General features: G+C 40.9%; 15 protein-coding genes. 10 read left to right on the top strand and 5 right to left on the bottom strand.

Annotated features, from left to right (window positions below):
* Positions 1–57 precede the first annotated feature (57 nt).
* Both DB520_RS21865 and DB520_RS21860 read left to right on the top strand, forming a co-directional pair.
* A complete protein-coding gene (locus DB520_RS21865; protein ID WP_114751923.1) occupies positions 58–873 on the top strand; it encodes a 2,3,4,5-tetrahydropyridine-2,6-dicarboxylate N-succinyltransferase in 816 nt (271 codons plus the stop codon).
* A gap of 14 nt (positions 874–887) precedes the next feature.
* A complete protein-coding gene (locus DB520_RS21860) occupies positions 888–1,490 on the top strand; it encodes a tetratricopeptide repeat protein (protein WP_114751922.1) in 603 nt (200 codons plus the stop codon).
* 69 nt (positions 1,491–1,559) lie between these two features.
* Here DB520_RS21860 and DB520_RS21855 read toward each other — a convergent pair whose 3' ends face one another.
* Positions 1,560–2,300, bottom strand: coding sequence for a molecular chaperone DnaJ (locus DB520_RS21855; RefSeq protein ID WP_114751921.1), 741 nt, complete (start codon positions 2,298–2,300; stop codon positions 1,560–1,562).
* 169 nt (positions 2,301–2,469) lie between these two features.
* Here DB520_RS21855 and DB520_RS21850 point away from each other — a divergent pair, with 169 nt between their 5' ends.
* From DB520_RS21850 to DB520_RS21840, 3 genes are all read left to right on the top strand, one after another.
* Positions 2,470–3,681 (top strand): BaiN/RdsA family NAD(P)/FAD-dependent oxidoreductase, encoded by a 1,212-nt coding sequence (locus DB520_RS21850; protein ID WP_114751920.1) that lies wholly within the window; start codon positions 2,470–2,472, stop codon positions 3,679–3,681.
* Positions 3,682–3,692: 11 nt separating this feature from the next.
* Complete coding sequence (locus DB520_RS21845; protein ID WP_157972197.1) at positions 3,693–4,034, top strand: hypothetical protein; 342 nt, start codon at positions 3,693–3,695, stop codon at positions 4,032–4,034.
* Between the two features lie 674 nt (positions 4,035–4,708).
* Positions 4,709–8,710, top strand: a complete 4,002-nt coding sequence (locus DB520_RS21840) for a CheR family methyltransferase (protein ID WP_114751918.1) — start codon at positions 4,709–4,711, stop codon at positions 8,708–8,710.
* Positions 8,711–8,780: 70 nt separating this feature from the next.
* Here the strand turns inward: DB520_RS21840 and lhgO are convergent, their stop codons facing one another.
* Together lhgO and DB520_RS21830 are read right to left on the bottom strand one after the other, a co-directional pair.
* Positions 8,781–9,980, bottom strand: a complete 1,200-nt coding sequence (gene lhgO, locus DB520_RS21835) for an L-2-hydroxyglutarate oxidase (RefSeq protein ID WP_114751917.1) — start codon at positions 9,978–9,980, stop codon at positions 8,781–8,783.
* 242 nt (positions 9,981–10,222) lie between these two features.
* On the bottom strand, positions 10,223–10,924 hold the full coding sequence (locus DB520_RS21830; RefSeq protein ID WP_114751916.1) for a hypothetical protein: 702 nt from the start codon (positions 10,922–10,924) through the stop codon (positions 10,223–10,225).
* A gap of 372 nt (positions 10,925–11,296) precedes the next feature.
* Here DB520_RS21830 and DB520_RS21825 point away from each other — a divergent pair, with 372 nt between their 5' ends.
* From DB520_RS21825 to DB520_RS21805, 5 genes are all read left to right on the top strand, one after another.
* Positions 11,297–12,490, top strand: coding sequence for a Gfo/Idh/MocA family protein (locus DB520_RS21825; RefSeq protein WP_114751915.1), 1,194 nt, complete (start codon positions 11,297–11,299; stop codon positions 12,488–12,490).
* 92 nt (positions 12,491–12,582) lie between these two features.
* Positions 12,583–13,533: an acetyl-CoA carboxylase carboxyltransferase subunit alpha gene (locus DB520_RS21820; RefSeq protein ID WP_114751914.1), complete on the top strand. Its 951-nt coding sequence runs from the start codon at positions 12,583–12,585 to the stop codon at positions 13,531–13,533.
* A gap of 109 nt (positions 13,534–13,642) precedes the next feature.
* Positions 13,643–14,449, top strand: a complete 807-nt coding sequence (locus tag DB520_RS21815) for a patatin-like phospholipase family protein (protein WP_114752055.1) — start codon at positions 13,643–13,645, stop codon at positions 14,447–14,449.
* A gap of 169 nt (positions 14,450–14,618) precedes the next feature.
* Positions 14,619–15,176 (top strand): 1-acyl-sn-glycerol-3-phosphate acyltransferase, encoded by a 558-nt coding sequence (locus DB520_RS21810; protein ID WP_114751913.1) that lies wholly within the window; start codon positions 14,619–14,621, stop codon positions 15,174–15,176.
* A 21-nt stretch (positions 15,177–15,197) separates the two neighbouring features.
* Entirely contained in the window at positions 15,198–16,148 is a 951-nt protein-coding gene (locus DB520_RS21805; RefSeq protein WP_114751912.1) for a YihY/virulence factor BrkB family protein, read from the top strand.
* 142 nt (positions 16,149–16,290) lie between these two features.
* Here the strand turns inward: DB520_RS21805 and DB520_RS21800 are convergent, their stop codons facing one another.
* Together DB520_RS21800 and DB520_RS21795 are read right to left on the bottom strand one after the other, a co-directional pair.
* A complete protein-coding gene (locus tag DB520_RS21800) occupies positions 16,291–16,533 on the bottom strand; it encodes a hypothetical protein (RefSeq protein ID WP_114751911.1) in 243 nt (80 codons plus the stop codon).
* A 128-nt stretch (positions 16,534–16,661) separates the two neighbouring features.
* A complete protein-coding gene (locus DB520_RS21795) occupies positions 16,662–17,366 on the bottom strand; it encodes a TetR/AcrR family transcriptional regulator (protein ID WP_114751910.1) in 705 nt (234 codons plus the stop codon).
* Positions 17,367–17,386 lie beyond the last annotated feature (20 nt).

Here is a 17,386-nt window from a genome sequence, read left to right as displayed (position 1 = left end):
AATGATTTGCTTTGAAAGCATTTAACAAAATATATAGGGATTATCATTTAACAATTTATGGAATTACAGAATATCATAGAGAAAGCCTGGGAAAACAGGGATTTGCTGAATGAAAAAGACGTTCAAATCGCCATCAAAACCGTCATTGCTGATTTGGACAATGGTAGTATCCGGGTAGCTTCTCCAGACGGGGAGGGTAATTGGACAGTAAACGACTGGATAAAAAAGGCGGTAATTCTGTATTTCCCCATTCAAAAGATGAGAACCATTGAAGTGGGGCCCTTTGAGTTTCACGATAAAATGGCATTGAAGACCAACTATGCTAAACAGGGTGTTCGCGTGGTACCCCATGCTGTTGCGCGATACGGAGCCTATTTGGCCAAGGGAGTAGTAATGATGCCAAGTTATGTGAATATCGGTGCTTATGTGGACAGTGGTACCATGGTAGATACCTGGGCCACTGTTGGGTCCTGTGCCCAAATCGGAAAAAATGTTCATCTCAGTGGAGGAGTTGGTATAGGTGGTGTATTAGAACCCATACAGGCTGCACCTGTGATTGTGGAAGACGGAGCCTTTGTTGGGTCCCGGGCAATCATCGTGGAAGGTGTGCGGATTTGCAAGGAAGCCGTTATAGGAGCTGGGGTTACTCTTACGGCAAGTTCAAAAATAATAGATGTAACCACAGAGGAGGCAAAAGAGTATAAAGGCTATGTACCGGAGAGATCAGTGGTTATTCCCGGTTCAATTACCAAAAAGTTTGCAGCAGGAGAATATCAGGTGCCCTGCGCATTGATAATTGGAAAAAGAAAGGCATCCACCGACCTTAAAACTTCCTTAAATGATGCATTGAGGGAAAATAATGTTGCAGTTTAATCGTAAAGGTAGATATGTATTTATGTAAAAAGATAAGCGGGATGTTCTTGCTGTCCTTGTGGCTTTTTTCTTGTGGAGAAAGTGGAACAACAGACGGAGACGCGCTTTTTAAGAATGAACAGTATGAGGAAGCCATTGAGGCTTACGACAAAAAACTAAAAAACAGGCCTAAAAACGTAAGGGCCTTGTACAACAGAGGAAGAGCTTATGAGGAGATTGGGGAGTTTAAGAAAGCCGAGGAAAGCTTGAAAAAGGCCATTGAGGTAGATCCTAAAAACAGTCAAATCCTGTTGAGTCTTTCCAACTTATACCATAAGCAAAAGAATTACGAGTTATCACTCATGTATGCGGACAATGCCGTAGAAATTTCCGGGGCTCCGCCTATGGCCTATTTCATGAAAGCCAGGGCTATGCATCAACTGGGTAATGTGGATGAAGCGAGAAGGGAGTACAATGCAGCCATAAAGATGAGCCCCAATTATGGCCAAGCCTACTATTACAGAGGGATGCTTAACCAAGCCACAGATAAAAACAAAGAGGCATGTGACGACTTCAGAAAGGCAGCGGAGAATAATTATGAGCAAGCACAAGAGGCCTTGAGCAATTATTGTAATTGAGGAAAATAAGATGAAGATTTAGAAAAATAGGAATAAAAGCAAACCCGATCTATCAAAAGGTCGGGTTTTTTAATGCGGCGAAAATGGCATCCTGAAGCTGGTTCTTTTATCACTCAGATCAGTTTGATCCTGATGGTCACACAATTTTTCAGAAGGGATATGCCCTGTACCTTGACAGGTGCGGCATTCACCATATTCTATTTTATCCCCTTCACATTTGGGGCAAGTAAGCCTTCCGTTACCGTCGCACCTCTCGCAATCGTAGTACTCCACAATATTGAACACGTTTTTCTTCGTGACAAGTCCCTTGCCGGCGCACCTGCTACAACCCACTATACCGTTACCTCTGCATATTCTACAGTCTTGCTCTAAATGGGTGGTGCCATTACAGGTGCTGCAGTCCACTAGCCTATACCCTTTCCTGTCACACAGTTGACAAGCCTTTATTTCTTCTATTTTCGGTGCTAGCTTAGCTTGTAGTTCCTTAGCCTGCTCATAGTGTTCCCCTTTAAATCCGTTAAGGTCAAGGTATTTGTTCAAAAAGTTTAGGCTATTATCAAATTGGCCCAAGTGAAATAGGGTTTCTGCAAAAAGGTAAGGCATTTCAGGAGGTATAGGGGCGTTACTTTGAATGATTTGCCTGAAATATTCGTTTGCTTTGTTAAATTCTTCCCTTTCCATCGCACCCATGGCTTGGCTTAGCAGCCGGGAGGTATTTCCCAAATTTGGTTTCACTTGTGCATACCCAAAGGTGGAAATCCCAATAAAGAAGATTAGTAGTATAAATTTAAGCGAAAGGATTCTTAACATTTATTTTTTATTGGTTTATAGCCTAAATGGATAAAGATAAACAAAATAATTTTTATCCATTGTCTTGTTTTCTTTAGTAGTCAAAAGGATTAACGACAAATTTGCATAAGATTTTAGCGATTATACAAAAAGTTCCTAACAAAAATTCAGGTTTTTATACATTTGGCTTATGGAAAAGATAGCCGTGATCGGTGGAGGTGCTTCGGGATTCTTTGCAGCCATACATGCAGCCAAAGGGGAAAACCAGGTAGACATATTCGAAAAAACAGGGAAAACCCTGACTAAGGTGAAGGTATCCGGGGGAGGCAGATGTAATGTAACCCATAATTGCCTCAACCCTAAAAAGCTAATTGCCTTTTATCCCAGAGGAAGTGCCTTTTTGAAAGGTGTGTTTTCAAAATTTGCCGTAAAAGAAACCATGAGTTGGTTTGAAACTCATGGGGTTTCCCTGAAAGTGGAGGAGGATAACAGGGTCTTCCCACAAAGTGATAGTTCAGGCACCATCATTTCTTGCCTTCAGCAAGTGGCAACAGAGCTCGGGGTAAGAATAAGGACCCACGCGAAAGTAGAGAAAGTACTTCCCTTAGCAGAAGGTTTTGAAGTCCAATGTAATGGAGAATCCTGCCATTACACTAAAGTAATTGTATGTTCAGGTGGGTCCTCAAAAGTCGGGGGGTATGCGTGGATCAGGGAGTTGGGCCATACCATTGTTTCTCCCATTCCATCCCTGTTTACCTTTAACCTTCCAGGATCATCCCTTACCCACCTTAGTGGCATAAGCATGCCCCACTCTCAAGTACGCTTGGTAGGAACGAAGCTCAGTTATGAGGGGCCTATTTTGATCACTCATTGGGGCGTAAGTGGTCCTGCCGTGTTGAAGTTATCTGCATTCGGAGCCCATTGGCTACATGAATGCGAATATCACACCGAGGCTCAAATAAGATGGAATGGCGATATGGGTGAAGAAAAACTGCGAAGTGAATTGTTACTTTATAAAGATCGTTTCCCAAAGCGGAGGATAGGTAGTCATCCAATGTTTTCTATTCCATCAAGACTTTGGATTTTTTTGTTGAATTGTGCTGAAATTGAGGAAAATTCCATATGGATGGGGCTTTCTAAAAAACAAATCAATAAATTAGTGGAAAATTTATTTAGATTTTCGATTTTTATTCATGGAAAAACTACCTTTAAGGATGAGTTTGTGACGGCCGGAGGTGTGAAATTGGAAGAAGTAAATCCTACTACGATGGAAAGCAAGTTAATTCCAGGGCTTTATTTTTCGGGAGAAGTCTTGAATCTTGACGGAATCACTGGTGGTTTTAACTTTCAGGCTGCATGGAGCACTGGGTATCTAGCAGGTACTTCTGCATCTCAACAATAAATATGGAACATTTGAACGATAACATTGACTACCAGAAAATCGAGGAAATGGTAGAAGGCGACGAAGAGTTCAGAAAACAACTTTTGGAAGCCATCATCCTTGCAATAGAGGAATTAAAGGACGTATACCTTGGGGCTTTGGAAAATGAAGATTTGGAAGCCCTACGGCAGGCCCGTCATAAAATCAAACCCACGCTTTCGTTATTTGGGCTGAAAAGGATGACAAAAGTCCTCTATGGTGGAAAAAAATTAGTAATGGAGGAAGGTTTTCAGGAGTCATCACTCTACAAGCACAAAGAGGAATTATTGGATGCAGCAGAGGCACTATTAAATGATTTGAAAACTTTCCATTAGACCCTTCAATTTAAATATAGTTTTCTATTTAGTTTTTGACCACATTCTATTATTCCCAATAGTGCTCACTATACCCAATTTGCCCCTTACAGTTTGTGGAGAATTTTTATTTTATGAAGACAAAACAAGATAATTACCCTAAAACCCAAAAAAAAATTTCCCGCTTAAAATTTTGGTAGGCTTTTCTTAGATAGAAATATTTTTTCTCACGGCCATTTTTGTTGCTGGATTCTCTTATATGGAATTAAATTTGTGTTTTTACATTGCAGAAGCCACCTTTTTTTTAGTATAAGCTAATTGTCATTTACCCACTAGTGGTCAATTAATTAAAGCATACTATATAATCCACCAAAAGTTGGTGTTAAAGTTTGATTATGAGCCAAAAGTGATCGAAGAGATAGCTCTTTCTGAAATAATCTAATCAATAATATTGTCCCTAAAATTTTTTGAAGTTGAATATAACCCAGAATAATTTAATTTTTACAGGAAAAAAACTAATTCTTTCTCATTAGAATATATGGAATTGGCATAAAAATTGAATTTTTTACCAATAGAAAAACAAGATAAATTCCAGAATAGCTCAATCCTATTTGGCAGAAATAAATTTTCTGGGTGAGAGAAATGGAAAGGAGACAAGTTGAAGTTCTTCACTATGTTTCCAAAAAAACAGAAAAATGGTTATAGTAGCATTAGGAGCATCGGCAGGAGGGTTGGAACCTTTGGAAAATTACTTCCAGAATTTAAAGCCCACCCCAAAGGCTGCTTTTGTAGTGGTTCAGCACTTGGCACCCAACTATAAAAGCCTTATGGATCAGTTGTTGAGCCGCCACACCTCCCTGCCTATAGAAATAATAGAGGAAGGCACCCAGATTGAAGAAGGCAAAATATATCTAAATCCCCCAAAAAAAGTCGTAAAAATCTCAAAGGAAGACAAACTCAAATTTTCGTTGGAAACAAAGAATGTAAAGGGTTTGAGCTTTCCGATTAGTAATTTTCTGCAATCTTTATCAAGTGAGCATGCCACAAATGTCATAGGGATCATTTTTTCAGGAACAGGTAGTGACGGTTCAGAAGGGCTAAAAAAAATCAAAGAAGATGGGGGGATTACCCTAGTGCAAGATCCCGGTGAAGCCAAGTTTGACGGAATGCCGAAAAACGCGATATATACGGGGGCAGTTGATTTTATTTTGCCAGTGGAAGAGCTGTCTGTCAAGACCCTACATTTGGTGGATGACCTTGTCCATAACCGCACAAGTAGGCGCTTTCAAAAGACCCAATTCCTGAATAAAATAGTGACTTTGGTGAAAAAACACACCGGAATGGATTTTAAGGCCTACAAAGAATCCACCATTCACCGAAGGATTGACCGAAGGATTGCAATTTTGGGATGTAAATCAAATGAAGCTTATTTAAAGACTATTACAGCCTCAGAGGAGGAGGCTAGGGCACTTTGCGAGGATCTCTTTATTGGAGTAACCAGTTTTTTCAGGGACGACGGTGCTTTTGGGCGATTAGAGGAGGATGTCATTCCTAAAATCTGTCATAAAGAGGGTGCAAATGAACGCATAAGAGTTTGGATTCCTGCATGCTCTACAGGGGAGGAAGCATATTCCGTAGCAATATTGATCAAAGAACAACTGAAAGCCATGGAGAGGGATATCCCGGTTACCATTTTTGCCACGGATATCAACCGCGAAGCTATAAAAAGAGCTGGGCTTGGTGTTTTTAATGCCAGTCTGCTAAAGAATATTGACCATAAGAATCTAAACAAGTATTTTATTTCCTCTTCCCAGGGTCAGTTTAGGATCAAAAAAGAAATACGGGATATGATCGTGTTTTCCGTGCACAATATATTGAGGGACCCTCCTTTCAGCAAAATTGACCTAATTAGTTGCAGGAATTTTCTCATCTATTTAAAGCCAGAAGTACAGCAGAAAATCTATTCCTATTTCAGGTACAGCCTTCATGATGAGGGGTATCTTTTTTTGGGTTCCAGCGAAAGTCTGGGGGATATGCAGGAGTATTTTGAGGAAGTAGACAGAAAATTTAAAATATATAAAAATGTAAAAAGTGCTTCTCTTCCAGATGTAGATTTACTTAAAAATGACCTAGGTGCGCGCACATTTGCCACAAAGAATACCATGGAGAACAAAAAAATCATTAACCGGAGCGAAAGTAGATTCTCTCCGGAAAAGCTCAATAAAGTATTAATTCAGAAATATGTTCCCCAATCCATTATTGTGGACAGGGAACTTAATATTGTTCATACTGTTGGAAACGTCTTTGAGTTCCTCCATTTTCCTCCGGGTGAGTTCAGCAATAATATTATTGAACTGGTCCCGGAAGAATTAAAGATCACCCTAGAAATCTTGCTTAAAAAGGTGGAAAGGGAGGAAAACCCCATGCAACTTAAGGATATTTCTCTGATTGAATCGGATAAATCCCGCAGATTTGACCTGATTATCAAAAGCCTGAAAGACAGGGATATGGGGGATGGCTTTAGAATGATGGAGATCCATGAAAAAGTGTCTGAGGGTGTAGACCAAGAGGACGAACAGACTACGCTACACATTAAGAAGTTTGACTTGGACCTAGACTCCAAGGCAAAAATCAAGGAGCTTGAGGACGAAATCAAATACACCAAGGAGAATTTACAGACCACCATTGAAGAACTAGAAACCAGTAATGAAGAGCTCCAATCCACAAATGAGGAACTTCAAAGCTCCAATGAGGAATTGGAATCCGTAAACGAGGAGCTTTACACGGTGAATGCAGAATACCAGGAAAAGGTAGAGGAGCTGTCTGTTTTGAACGACGACCTCAACAATCTATTAAACAGTTCGGACATATCCATTCTCTTTTTAGATGAGAACCTCTATATCAGGAGAATCACTAAATCCATAAAGCGACTGCTCAATATTGATGAGCGGGATTTGGGTAGATCCATCACGGATTTCACGTCAAAAATTGATTTCGAAAAGATCATCAATGAAATTAAAAAAGTCCACGAGAGCCTGAACAGCAAGGAGCTTGCGGTCAATGATGCGGATGGAAATGTATACGTGTTGAAAATTTCACCTTTCAGAACCTTCAAAAACGAAATTAAGGGGGTTGTACTAAGTTTTTTGGATATTACACAATTGGAATCCAATGAGAAGGAGCTGAGTGAATTACAAAACTCCCTGATAGAAGCCAAAAACAAGATCAGTGAACAGGAGGATATATTTAGGTTAATTGCCCTGCATTCTAGTGATATGATTTCCATTCATGGACTGGACTATAAATTTCAATATGCCTCTCCAAGCTGTAAGGAGCTCACGGGAAAAATTGAACAGGAACTTAAAGATAGCGAATTAATAGACCTTGTGGATGAAAGAGACAGGGGGACACTGCTAAAAGGGTTAAAAACCTCTCAGCAAGGGAAAAATGCGGGACCCGTTACCTTTAGGTACAAAAATAGTAATGGGGAATTAAAGTGGCTCGAATCACACGTAAAATGCATTACTGACAACAGCGGTGAACCCTCTAAGATTCTTCTTACCACACGTGACATTACAGAAAAGGTCAAGTATCAGGATGAGCTGAGTCTCTTGTCGAATATTGTTAAAGAAACCAACAATGCCGTATTGGTTACCGACAGCCACGAAAAAATTCTCTGGGTGAATGAAGCATTCGTGGAAAGAACCGGGTATGCATGGGAAGAATGTAAGGGTAAATCCCCTGGGGAATTGCTTCAGGGAGAAGAAACAGACCCCAAGATAATCCATCGAATGAAGGAAGGCGTACTTTCAGAAAAAGGGTTCGACGTAGAAGTCATTAACTATACCAAATCAAAGGACAAGTTTTGGGTAAGGATCCAATGCCAACCCGTATATGACAGTGATAACAACCTCAAGGGCTTTTTTGCAATACAAAGTGATATCAGCCTTCAGAAAAGCGTGGATGAAAAGTTTCGCAGGTTCAATAAGGAGCTGGAAAAAAAGAATTTTCAACTTGAATTGATAAATAATGAACTCAGGCAATTTGCACATATGGCTTCTCATGACCTCAAAGAACCAGTAAGAGGAATCACCGGAATATTAGACATCATAAAGGAAGATTATGGAGTCAAACTAGGGGAGGAGGGTATGGAAGTTTTGGATATGGGGATCAATTCGGGAAGTAGAATGATCGAACTGATCAATGGTTTGCTGGAATTTTCCCAAACTGGAAAGCTTAGTGAAAAGGAGGAATGGGTAGACCTCAAAAAGGTGATTGGTATGGCTTCCGAAAATCTGGCGATGTTAATGGAAAAAAACGAGGCCACAGTGGAAGTTGGTCATTTGCCAAAAATCAAAGGGTTCGAACAATTATTGGTGCGTTTATTTCAGAACCTGATTTCCAACGCAGTGAAATATAAGGGTAGTGAATCACCAATCATAACCATATCCTACGAAAAGGAGGATAACTATCATAAGATTTTTGTCAAGGACAACGGCAGTGGGATAAGGGAACAGGACATACCCAAGCTTTTCAAGGTGTTTTCTAGACTCAAAATAAAATCAAAGGTAGAAGGATCGGGGTTGGGACTATATATCTGCAAGCAGATTATGGAGCAGCATGGAGGCACCATTTCAGCCTCCTCCACATATGGAAGCCATACTATTTTTATTTTGAGATTTCCAAAGACTAAATAAGCGAAATAGCTAATATCAATAGAGGATGAGGAGTGAATATACTCCAGGATACAAATGCACCAGGATAGTGTTAGAGCCTTTTCATTCCCAGCTCGGCAATCGTCTCTCCAATGGATAAAGCACTGGTGGCTGCCGGAGAAGGGGCATTAAGCACATGAATGGCGTGAGCCGACTCTTGGATCGCAAAATCGTCCAAAAGTCCACCATGCTTATCGCAGGCTTGTGCCCTTACGCCCGCACCACCTTCTTCCAAATCGGATTCCTGGACATCCGGAATTAACTCTTGCAGGGCGATGGTAAAGGCTTTTTTGGAAAATGAACGTTTGTATTCCCCTAAACCTGTTTTCCAGTATTTTGAGGCTACTTTTTGTAATCCTGGCCAGGTAACGGAAGAAATAAATTCCTTCATATCAAAATCTGATCGCTTGTAACCTTCCTTTTTAAAGGCTAGCACTGCATTGGGTCCTGCTTCTACACCCCCTTTCATCATTCTTGTAAAATGGACTCCAAGAAATGGGAAATTCGGGTCTGGAACTGGATAAATCAGGTTTTTTACCAGATATTCCCTTTCTTTTTTGAGCTTATAATATTCTCCTCTGAAAGGAATGATACGAATGGTTGGGGGTGAAGTAGATTCCATTTCTGCAATCTTATCTGCATATAGCCCTGCACAGTTCACCATAAACTTGGCTTCCAAGGTGCCTTTACTGGTCACTACCGTAAGCCCTACAGGCTGTGGAAGTATCTCAGTTACCTTGTGTTCCAAATAAATTTCACCTCCTGCCTCCATGAATTTCCTCTTAAATGCCATTGCCACTTTTCCATAATCCACTATCCCGGTTTGAGGGATATGCAAAGCAGCCACTCCAGCACAATAGGGTTCATATTCTTTTAGCTCATCTAAGGTAATGGCCCTGCTTCCTTTCAAGCCATTTGCCAAGCCTCTCTCCAACAATTTGTTGAGAAGGGGGATTTGTTCCCTGGAAGTGGCCACTACCACTTTGCCCGTAATTTCATATGGCACACCTTCCGAGGAGCAGAATTCAAGTAATTGTTTGTACCCTTGCACACAGTTGACTGCTTTCAGGCTCCCAGGTTTATAGTATAGACCGGAATGGATCACCCCACTGTTATGCCCGGTTTGATGCATTGCTATCTCCTTTTCCTTTTCGAGAAGGGCAATCTTAAGGTTTGGATTTTTTTCCAATAACTTCATACCTGAAGCTAAGCCCACGATACCTCCTCCTATGATGATTATGTCGTACTTCATACTGCCAAATTTAAAACAAATTATACTTTAGTAAAACGAAATCTAGCAGGAGGAGAACCTCACACATTGGGATGCCCCCCCGATAGCTACGGGGCTACGGGGAGTTGCGAGATTCTCCCGAAATAAATTCCCCGAAACGAGTCCGGGGCAAGCTACCTCTCTGACGGCAGTCAGGGGAGGTAAACAAAAAAATAGACACATGGATGAAAGGATAGAAAACACGTAATCCTTGCATAATTTAATTACCAGTCATCCATTTCCTGATCAGGATTATCAAGATTTATTCTTTGCTTTATGTCATTAACTATATTACCTTCTATATCAGTAATATATCTCATATCTCCCATAAAGAGAAGTTTGTGAATCCGCTTAAGTTGGTCAAAGTTTGAGGAGGGAACATGGAAAGGAATTTTATATAGCCTTGGATCTTCTTTTTCAAAGGGCGTGGGAACTTTTGCTTGAAAGAAATAAGGCCAGAGGGTTTTGGAACAGGATAGACAGATTTTGTCAATTCTATTTCTTTCAAAAATATCTATTAACCTCAAATTGATGTTTTCAAAAAATTCTAAGGTTGAAGCCAGTCTGATTCTAGAACCGGCTCTGGACTTGCCTTTTTCATTCAAATGCCTTATTTGGCTTTTTCCCTGCTTTTTTCTTACCAAGTAACCCCGGAACACCTTGTGCTCCATCAGGTTTTCCTCCTCAAAAAAACCCACGACCGCTATTCCTGACTCTATTAGTACTAGCACATATTGAAATCCACCTATTGGATCCAAGGTCAGGAAATCAAGCTGTAGGGGTAGCCTTACCCAGATCTTACTTTCCTCTCCCAATTCGAAAACGAGTTGGTGCTTCTTTTCTTCAGGTACATATCCTGTACTAATTTTGTTCAGTTCTTGCAAGAATTTTGGGGTTTCCTCAGGGGAATAAAATTGCCTGTTCATTTTGCTAGGATATGAAATGTTGAAATTAGCCCATTGTCTAGGCAATTCAAAGACAAAAGCTTTTCTGAACTTAGGTAGGGTGGGGTTTTTAACTTTGTTTTTTTGTGTGGGTATTTTCCTTAATTTTAAGTTAAGAATTCCATATTTTCAAAAACTGACAGCAAATCATCGGCTTAAGTAGAAATAAACTTCTAAGAAACAATTATAAACAGATGAAATCGAGCCTGTCCTGACGGCAGTCAGGGCATGACGAGCACGTCACACACTGGGATGATTATAGACTGCGAGATTCCCCCGAAACAAGTTCCCCGAAACAAGTTCGGGGCAGGCAGGGGCAGGCTATATGGCCTTTAAAAAACAAATTACAATCATATGAAAATAGCCATGCTAGGCTCAGGGTTTATCGCTAGGTTCTATGCGGATACCCTGCACGCCCAAAGGAGGAAGGACCAAATTGAACTGGTCTATTCCCGAACAGAAGAAAATGCAAAGCGATTTGCCAAGGATTACGGGCTTTCTCATTACAGTAGTAACCTTCATGAGGCCATAAACCACCCTGAAACCGAGGTAGTGGTAATAGCCCTCCCCAACCACCAGCATGAAGAAGCTGTGCTGGCCTGTGCGGCAGCGGGAAAGCCGGTCTTATGCACCAAACCCCTCGGAAGAAACGCTAAAGAAGCTAAGGTGATGCTGAACGCAGTGGAAAAGGCAGGAATTTTTGCCGGTTACCTGGAAGATTTGTGCTATACTCCTAAGTTCTTAAAAACAGTAAAAAGTGTAGCAGATGGCGGTTTAGGCAAGATCCTTTGGACCAAGTCCAGAGAAGCCCATCCTGGCCCTCATAGCGATTGGTTTTGGGATAAGTCCCTTTCAGGAGGTGGTGCCATCATTGACCTTGGATGTCACTGCGTGGAAATAGGCAGGAATTTTATAGGAAAAAACGTGAAGCCCGTGGAAGTGATGTGTTGGGCCGACACTCAGGTTCACCCTATAGATGCGGAGGACCATGCCATTGGACTGGTGAAATATGCCAATGGAGCCATTGGTCAATTTGAGGTTAGCTGGACTTTTCGGGGAGGGATGGATTTAAGGGATGAGGTGATGGGCACTGAGGGCACAGTTTGGCTCAACAGCTTCCTGAGAACCGGATTTGAAATGTTTACCACTAGCAAGGGCGGGGGATATGTGGCCGAAAAGGCCGAGTCCGACGCTGGCTGGCTGTTTCCTGTAGGGGATGAAGCCCATGAGTTGGGGTACCCCCACATGTTTACCGATATGTTTGAGGCCATGGAAAAAGGGAGGGAGCCTCTGGAGACCTTTTATGATGGTTACGTGGTAAACGCCATTTTGGATGCTGCTTTTAAATCTGCGTCATCCAGGCAGTGGGAAGTTGTGGAATTGGAGGATTGGAGAGGGGATACAAATTCCGAGAAATTATCCGGCCATCACTCCTATGACGATGAGCATTGGCTCATCAAAAAGGAAACCCTACCAAATGGTGACAAAAAGGTGATCCTCAAACACAAAACCACCGGTAAGGTCAACCAAATTGTGGAAAGGGGTTAAATAACCTTCTTACAGATAGGGCTTCGAATGGGCAACCTATGCCTTAAATCAAAATAATGTTTTAACTTTGCCTATATAAAAAATCCTATTGTATGGTATTAGAATTTGAAAAGCCAATAGCAGACTTAGAACATAAACTTCGGGAAATGAAAGAACTGGCGAAGGGTAAGAATATAGACCTTTCCTCTGATATTGAGTCCTTGGAAGATAAACTTAAGACTTTGAAAAAAGAAACCTTTCAGAATCTTACCCGATGGCAGAGGGTGCAACTTTCTAGGCATTCTGACAGGCCCTATGCCTTGGATTATATTTACGAAATCACCAAGGATTTTATTGAGTTGCACGGAGACAGGAATGTCAAGGATGACAAGGCTATGGTAGGAGGGCTCGGGGACATAGATGGCAAAACAGTGATGTTCATTGGTCAACAAAAGGGCAGAAATACAAAGCAGCGCCAGGAAAGGAATTTTGGAATGGCGAATCCCGAGGGGTACCGAAAGGCGCTTAGGCTCATGAAAATAGCCGAAAAATTCAACAAACCTATAATCACCTTAATTGACACCCCCGGAGCTTTTCCAGGCCTTGAAGCTGAGGAAAGAGGCCAAGGAGAGGCCATAGCACTTAATCTAAGGGAAATGTTCAAACTTAAAGTCCCTGTAATCTGCATCATTATTGGGGAGGGAGCCTCTGGGGGAGCTTTAGGCATCGCAATTGGTGATAAAGTATTTATGTTGGAAAACACATGGTATTCAGTAATTTCCCCTGAATCATGTTCATCTATATTATGGAGAAGTTGGGATTACAAAGAACAAGCTGCTGAAGCTTTAAAATTGACTGCCTCGGACATGCTAAACCATAAACTGATCGACGGCATTATTGAGGAACCTCTAGGCGGTGCCCACAAGGATATGAAGACCATGGCCAACCTTGTGAAATCCACTATTAAATCTTCGCTGGAAGAATTAGAAGGCTTAAGCTCCCAAGAAAGAATACAAAAGAGAATTGAGAAATTTTGCGCTATGGGCGTATTTACAGAACCTTAATGCCAATAAATAGTTCTCTAAGGAAAAGGGATTTAGGGTTGTCTGGTTATACTTATCCGCATTTTCTTTTTTTCCGGTTGCATAGGTTGTTAAAACAAGAATGCTTCCCATGAAACACCAAAATGTAGCATCAATAGGGATAGCTTTATCGGGAGGGGGTATACGGGGTGTAGCTCATCTTGGTATTCTTAAAGCCTTCAACGAGAAAGGGATATTTCCCGACCGAATATCCGGAAGCAGTGCCGGAGCTATAGCAGGTGCCATGTATGCGGGTGGATATTCCCCATTGGAGATTTTGGATATCATCATCCAGACCAGGTATTTCCGCTTTATCCGGCCGGCTATTAGTTGGAAGGGACTTTTGAAATTGGATCAATTGGCTGGGCTGTATGCCAGATATCTTCCTGTGGATGATTTTTCTTCCCTTACTATACCACTTACCGTGGCAGCAACTCACCTGCAGAAGGGTGAGACTACCTATTTTGAGAAAGGGGAGTTGATAAAACCCTTAATGGCATCCTCTTGTATTCCGGGGATGTTTGACCCTATTGAAATTGATGGCAGTTATTATGTGGATGGAGGTGTGCTCAATAATATGCCAGTTGAGCCTTTGTTGGGTACATGTCAAAAAATCATTGGGATAAACTGTAACCATTTGCCTGAAGAACAACACATAACGAATATCAAGAAACTAATAGAGAGAACTGTAATCATGTCCATGAATTATAATGTTTACAGCAGGAAAAATCTTTGTGATTATTTCTTGGAACCTGTGGGTTTGGCTAAGTTCGGAGTATTGGAAATCAAAAAGACCAAGGAAATATTTGCTATTGGATATGAGTCTGCATTGGAATTTATGGATAATTTGCCGGAAATAGAATCCATGGTGAAGAATAAACTTGACACTATAAAATGATGAAATCGAGCCTGTCCTGACGGCAGTCAGGGCATGACGCAAGCGACGCACGTAGGGATGATTAAGATTGCAAGATTCCCCCGAAACGAGTCCGGGGCAGGCTTTGTGGCAAATAAAAATCAATTATAAACAGATTCCATATGGCCTTTAAAAAACTAATTATAATCATATGAAATTTTTAGCTAGGTTGGTTTTTTGGATTTCTGGCTGGAAAATCAGTGGTGTTTTTCCGAAGGAAATCGAAAAGGCAGTATTGATTGCAATACCTCATACCAGTAACTGGGATTTGTTGTACGCTAGAGCGGCCTTTTACCTAATGGACGTGCCTGTGAAATTCACTATAAAAAAAGAAATCATGGTGGGGCCCTTAGGCTGGTTGATCAAAGTATTGGGTGGAATCCCAATTGACCGCAAAAGAGTTTCAGGCAAAAGAAAGCAAACCTACACCGAGGCCATGACCCAGATGCTCAAGACCAGTCGTCAACTAGTCATAATGGTCACTCCTGAAGGAACCAGGAATTATGCCCCTAAATGGAAAACAGGCTTTTACCACATTGCTATGGGGGCTGGTGTCCCTATTATGGTAGGTTTTCTGGATTATAAAAATAAGCGGGCAGGAATAGGCCCAATCATCTATCCCAATGGAAAGATGGAGGAGCAGATCGAGGAAATGAAGGCCTTTGGAAGAGGTATTACAGGGAAATACCCCGAAAAGGGCATAAAATAGTCCTTGATTAAAAAAGCAAAAATGAAAAAACTTAAAAAAGGGTTTAATCGATTCAAGAAACTTACCTTTATAGAGGTTATCGTGGACAGCGTAAAGGACTTTTCGAGAAGCGACTCTATTACTTTCGCAGCCTGTACAGCTTTCTACACTATTTTTAGTCTACCTGCCCTGTTAATAATTGTGTTAAACATCGCCTCTACCTTTTACAGTGAAACGGAAGTAAGGGAAGAACTGCTCACACAGATAGAGGAACTCATTGGAATGGAAGGGGCAGAGACCCTTGACCAAATAATGACGAATGTAACTCTGGAGGAGCAAACGTTCTGGGCAAGAACCCTTGCCATAGGCGTGATTTTGTTTTCCGCTACCACTGTTTTTGTTTCTCTTCAAAACAGCATCAACCACATTTGGCACATCAAACCTAAACCCAACAAGGGCCTTCTAAAATTTGTTATCAATCGGCTGCTGAGTTTTTCAATGGTAGCTTCTATAGGCTTTTTGTTGTTGGTGTCTTTAATTGCAGATGCTGTCATCGTAATCGTTATCAAACACTTTTCCGAATTGTTTGATGGAAGTTTCCTTTTTATTGCCTCTGCTTCCAATTTCGTTCTTACTCATGGTCTTTTGGTATTGACTTTTGGGTTAATGTATAAGATACTTCCCGATGCGGTGGTAAGATGGAAAGACGTTTGGTTGGGAGCTTTTGTCACTATGGTATTATTTGGAATTGGCAAGTTCCTTATTGGATTCTACATGGGAAATGCCGAGGTGGGTAGCTATTATGGTGGGGCCGGCTCCTTGGTTGCCATACTTATATGGGTTTATTATTCCGCAGTAATATTCCTGTTTGGCGCACAGATCACCTATTATATCGCAGTGAATGTAGGTGGAAATGTGATCCCTTTAAAACAGGCGGTTAAGGTGGAGCTTGTGGAACTTAATGGTGACAATAGCAGAGATCAGACGGATTAAGCTTCCTTTAAAGGTATTTTTTGGTAGTTTCACTGAAGAATCTGAATTACCTTAACATAAACGTAAAAAACCCTTCTTTAAAGCAATAATTAGCTTTAATTTGAAGGGCTTAACTTCTTTTTAATCAGATAACTACATTAAATTATCTGATTTCCTTGTTGTCATCGCTTTTTTCCACAGGGTTTTCTTCCTTTTTGGTTCCTTCCTCCTGCTTATCACCTGTGTCTGTGTCAAACTCAGAAACCTCCTTTTTAAGGACCTCCTTTGAGGACATTTCTTGAGCCACAGTGGTTTCTTTTGGGTTTTTATTAAAGATCTTTCTAAAAATTAAGATCAAGGCAATAACGATTCCAATGATTATCAGTGCTCCTATTAACAAGGTCATGTTATATTAAAATTATTGGTTTGAATAAAATTTTCTATTTAGATGAGTGGCAATAAAGGTGCCTATTTTTTGCAATTTAAAGGCTTTATCTTTTTCTACCCCAAAATCAGTGCATAATTTTGATAAATTTAAAACAATTTTCCCTGAAAAGGCTGGAATTTATGCAGATTTTGGGTGCCTTTCAGCAGCTCAAACAGAAACTTCATAAAGGCGTTGTTCCAGACTTCCTCATGGATCTTTAACCCTTTTGGTTCATAATCGATACTTCCTTTTAGGCGTTCATAGCCCAATAGCATCGTCCAGATGAGGTAGAAGGTGGTTTCAGGCTGAAGTTCCGGTCGAATACTGCCATCCCTAATGCCTTTGGAAATGATGCTTACACCTATTGATGGGATGTCATATTGGAGGTTAAGGAGTTTCTTAAAGTAATTGCTTTTCAGCAGTGGTTCTGGAATTTTTTTACGCTTTTCAGGGTCATTGTACTTGCTTACCAAACCCAGAAATTCTACCATGGCCTCATGCAACACCTTCTTTTCCTCCGCAAAGGCCAAGAAATTCTTGACCAAAGCATTCATGTTGTCAAACCCAACTTCCTCCCTGCCACTTTGAAAAGTATGTTGAAATACCTCCTTAAGCTCTTCAAACCCTTTTTTGGTAATGGCAAGGTATAATTCTTCTTTGCTTTTGAAATAGAAATAGGTAAGGCCTTTACTTATTCTTGCCAATTTTGCCACCTCGTCCATGGTGGTATGGTGCATTCCTTTCTCCCCAAACAGCTTGATAGCTGCCTCCATGATCTTTTTTTCCTTTTGCTGCCGACTGTATGCACTCATACTTAAATTCGAAATGGCAT

This window comes from Pleomorphovibrio marinus (assembly GCF_003347495.1).
GTDB lineage: Bacteria > Bacteroidota > Bacteroidia > Cytophagales > Cyclobacteriaceae > Pleomorphovibrio > Pleomorphovibrio marinus.
The sequence above is the reverse complement of the archived record's forward strand: the minus strand, read 5'-3'. Positions and strand labels throughout refer to the sequence as shown.

Excerpts from the sequence above, each read along its gene's own strand:
- DB520_RS21850 (WP_114751920.1), top strand. The coding sequence starts at position 2,470 with ATGGAAAAGATAGCCGTGATCGGTGGAGGTGCTTCGGGATTCTTTGCA.
- DB520_RS21825 (WP_114751915.1), top strand. The coding sequence starts at position 11,297 with ATGAAAATAGCCATGCTAGGCTCAGGGTTTATCGCTAGGTTCTATGCG.
- DB520_RS21815 (WP_114752055.1), top strand. The coding sequence starts at position 13,643 with ATGAAACACCAAAATGTAGCATCAATAGGGATAGCTTTATCGGGAGGG.
- DB520_RS21810 (WP_114751913.1), top strand. The coding sequence starts at position 14,619 with ATGAAATTTTTAGCTAGGTTGGTTTTTTGGATTTCTGGCTGGAAAATC.
- DB520_RS21865 (WP_114751923.1), top strand. The coding sequence starts at position 58 with ATGGAATTACAGAATATCATAGAGAAAGCCTGGGAAAACAGGGATTTG.
- DB520_RS21855 (WP_114751921.1), bottom strand. The coding sequence starts at position 2,300 with ATGTTAAGAATCCTTTCGCTTAAATTTATACTACTAATCTTCTTTATT.
- DB520_RS21795 (WP_114751910.1), bottom strand. The coding sequence starts at position 17,366 with ATGAGTGCATACAGTCGGCAGCAAAAGGAAAAAAAGATCATGGAGGCA.
- DB520_RS21805 (WP_114751912.1), top strand. The coding sequence starts at position 15,198 with ATGAAAAAACTTAAAAAAGGGTTTAATCGATTCAAGAAACTTACCTTT.
- DB520_RS21830 (WP_114751916.1), bottom strand. The coding sequence starts at position 10,924 with ATGAACAGGCAATTTTATTCCCCTGAGGAAACCCCAAAATTCTTGCAA.
- DB520_RS21820 (WP_114751914.1), top strand. The coding sequence starts at position 12,583 with ATGGTATTAGAATTTGAAAAGCCAATAGCAGACTTAGAACATAAACTT.
- DB520_RS21840 (WP_114751918.1), top strand. The coding sequence starts at position 4,709 with ATGGTTATAGTAGCATTAGGAGCATCGGCAGGAGGGTTGGAACCTTTG.
- DB520_RS21860 (WP_114751922.1), top strand. The coding sequence starts at position 888 with ATGTATTTATGTAAAAAGATAAGCGGGATGTTCTTGCTGTCCTTGTGG.
- lhgO (WP_114751917.1), bottom strand. The coding sequence starts at position 9,980 with ATGAAGTACGACATAATCATCATAGGAGGAGGTATCGTGGGCTTAGCT.
- DB520_RS21800 (WP_114751911.1), bottom strand. The coding sequence starts at position 16,533 with ATGACCTTGTTAATAGGAGCACTGATAATCATTGGAATCGTTATTGCC.